This is a genomic window from Methylobacterium sp. J-077 (assembly GCF_022829365.1).
Classification (GTDB): Bacteria; Pseudomonadota; Alphaproteobacteria; order Rhizobiales; family Beijerinckiaceae; genus Methylobacterium.
In genome coordinates this window covers 1-2,279 of record NZ_JAKSYJ010000104.1, presented here as the reverse complement: position 1 = coordinate 2,279, position 2,279 = coordinate 1, and the positions used below count along the sequence as shown (strand labels likewise).

The 2,279-nt window shown below is 63.4% G+C and carries 4 protein-coding genes; 3 read left to right on the top strand and 1 reads right to left on the bottom strand.

Annotated features, from left to right (window positions below; genetic code table 11):
• Window positions 1-196: 196 nt before the first annotated feature.
• Entirely contained in the window at window positions 197-784 is a 588-nt protein-coding gene (locus MKL11_RS09755; RefSeq protein WP_243942643.1) for a PAS domain-containing protein, read from the bottom strand.
• A gap of 479 nt (window positions 785-1,263) precedes the next feature.
• Here MKL11_RS09755 and MKL11_RS09750 point away from each other — a divergent pair, with 479 nt between their 5' ends.
• The 3 genes from MKL11_RS09750 to MKL11_RS09740 form a co-directional block, all read left to right on the top strand.
• Window positions 1,264-1,590: a hypothetical protein gene (locus MKL11_RS09750; protein WP_243942641.1), complete on the top strand. Its 327-nt coding sequence runs from the start codon at window positions 1,264-1,266 to the stop codon at window positions 1,588-1,590.
• A gap of 125 nt (window positions 1,591-1,715) precedes the next feature.
• Window positions 1,716-1,955, top strand: a complete 240-nt coding sequence (locus tag MKL11_RS09745) for a 3',5'-cyclic-nucleotide phosphodiesterase (protein WP_243942639.1) — start codon at window positions 1,716-1,718, stop codon at window positions 1,953-1,955.
• Between the two features lie 127 nt (window positions 1,956-2,082).
• Window positions 2,083-2,279 (top strand): 3',5'-cyclic-nucleotide phosphodiesterase (locus tag MKL11_RS09740; protein ID WP_243942636.1); only part of this gene is annotated, 197 nt, incomplete at its 3' end.

The window sequence follows — 2,279 nt, the reverse complement described above, 5'->3', positions numbered from 1 at the left end:
GAACCAGCCGGCGAGGCGCAACGCTTCGTTGACCGCTTAGATGTAGGTTTTCTTCAGCGACCGGGCTCAGCGCCCGAACACTGGCAGAGCAGCACGGTCCACGCCCCCGGACGTCGTGCAGCCCCACCAGCATCGTCGCGTGAAGGCCCGTCCCCGTCGACCTGTCGAGGGCGGGCCTTCTGCGTTTCGATTGGGCTTAGTGGACCTTCTGCCCCTGCGGTTGCTCGGGTGCTGGCGACTCATCCTGCAGTGATGCTGCGATCTGTTGGCCAAGCTCTTTCAGGAGGGCGTCGATCAACAGGCGCATGCGACCTGAGCTGGCCGCATCCAGGGTGCGGATCAACTCGCAGGCCTCGATCGCCCGATCAGCGATACGCTCCAAAACAGCCCCCGACGTCTCGAAAGCCGCGAGGAAATGCGCCGGGCCATCGAGTTGTCCATCGGTCCGGCTGTCAGTGACGTCGATGACGATCCCGCGCCCGAGCATCCGTCCCTTGGTATCCCGCTCGTAGTGACCGCGCGCGAGCACCCAGCGCACGATACCCGGCTCCGGCAGGATGCGGTGCTCCCACACGAACAGTCCGCCCTCCTCGCGCACACTTCGGCTAAGCTCCGGGTCCTGCACGACGTCTTCCGGGTGGAAAATCGACATGAGGTGCGCGCGCGAGATGCCTTCGGTGACCTCAGCGTCGAACAGCCCGAACATCCGAGCCATGACCGCATCGCCCCGGATGCAATCGGCGTCGACGTCCTCCTCCCACAAGCCGATGTCGAGGGTCGTCATCGGCAGCGAGGCAGCGGACAGAGCGTTATGCGATGACCGACGCGGCATGCAGTTCCTGAGCCCTTCACAAGCTGGAGAGGGACCAAGATCACAACTTTCCGTCGCACTGCAATAAGCACATACAACCCTATGGGTCACAAATGTGCTAGGTCGTGGATGAACGAGCGCTATGACGGTGACCGCCGCGACGTCGGCCTCCCTTCAGTAGACCAAGCTGCTGCGACACGTGAGCGCGAGCGCAAATTGCGGGTTTTGAGGCGGATCAGCGACGCCTTGGGCAGACCGGTCGAAGACTTTTACAAAGCCGAGCGTGACGTTCTTCCAGACACGTCAGGCGGTAAGACTCAAAGGTGAGGGATAGGGCCTGCCCGCACTTGCCCCGGCGCCGGTGTCTTGGCACGCCGCAGCCGTGAGGCGGCCGGCGTGGATTTCACCAACGGCGGCGAGCCCGGCGTGAAACTGCGCCGGAAGGATCCAGCGTGACTGTCGAGCCCCCTCCCCGCGAACGCCTGCCCGAAGTCCGCCGCCTCACGGAAGCTCTGATCGATCAGGTCCTTGAGGCCCAGATCGTAGGCCGTCCAGTTCCGCGGGAGCAGGGCGAAGCGCTGATCAAAGCCGCCTTCTTCCTGCGCGATTGCAATCTGCCATCATGGCCGATGCTCGCCCAGGCGCTCCATGGCTTAGGCCAGGACGACGACGAGACGTCGCTGACGGCGCCTGCTGAGGATGAGGCGCTGGAGGATATCGACCTGCGTGGGCTAACACGCTTCCTTGCTGAGCTCTGGAGAGAGAAGGGCCAGCCATGACCGCCTCCCTTGAGTTCATCCCCGATAACAGCGGTGGGGCCGGGATCCGGTTTCGGAAGCGGAAGGGATAAAACTGGCGCCAGGTTCGTTAGGCCTCGACGAATTGCCCAGGTCAGGGACCAAGTATGCGCAGCCTCATCCTCGCCGTCAGCGCCATCGCCCTTGCCGCCCCTGCCTCAGCGCAGGCGCCCAACCGCGGCAACGCGGACCTACAGACCAACTGTGCGGGGGACGCCCTCGCGTTCTGCGCGGGTATTGATCCGAACAGCCCGCAAATGGACGCCTGCTTCAAGAAGAATATGAGCCGGATGTCCCCAAACTGCCGTCGTGCCATCGACGCCTACGAGAAGGCCGGCGGCAAGTAGCCACTCGACCTCTCGGTCACAGCCCGAATGCCGCGGAGGGGTCGAGCCTCGGCTCCGTTAGCAGAAGGGATAGATCGCCGAGCCAAGCCGTTAGCGCACCGACGAATTCCTTTGGCAGGTATCCAATATGCGCAGCTTCCTCCTCGCTTTCGCCCTCATCGCTGTAGCGGCCCCTGCCCTCGCCGCTCCTGACGCCTCCGCCTCGAAGCGTGGCAACAAGGACCTGAAGACCTATTGCTCGGGCGATGCGGTCACCTTCTGTAGTGGCGATGATCCGGACAGCCCTGAGATGGACGCCTGCTTCAAGAAGAACATGGACAAGAT

Coding starts and splice junctions, on each gene's coding strand:
- MKL11_RS09755 (WP_243942643.1), bottom strand. CDS start 784: ATGACGACCCTCGACATCGGCTTGTGGGAGGAGGACGTCGACGCCGAT.
- MKL11_RS09745 (WP_243942639.1), top strand. CDS start 1,716: ATGCGCAGCCTCATCCTCGCCGTCAGCGCCATCGCCCTTGCCGCCCCT.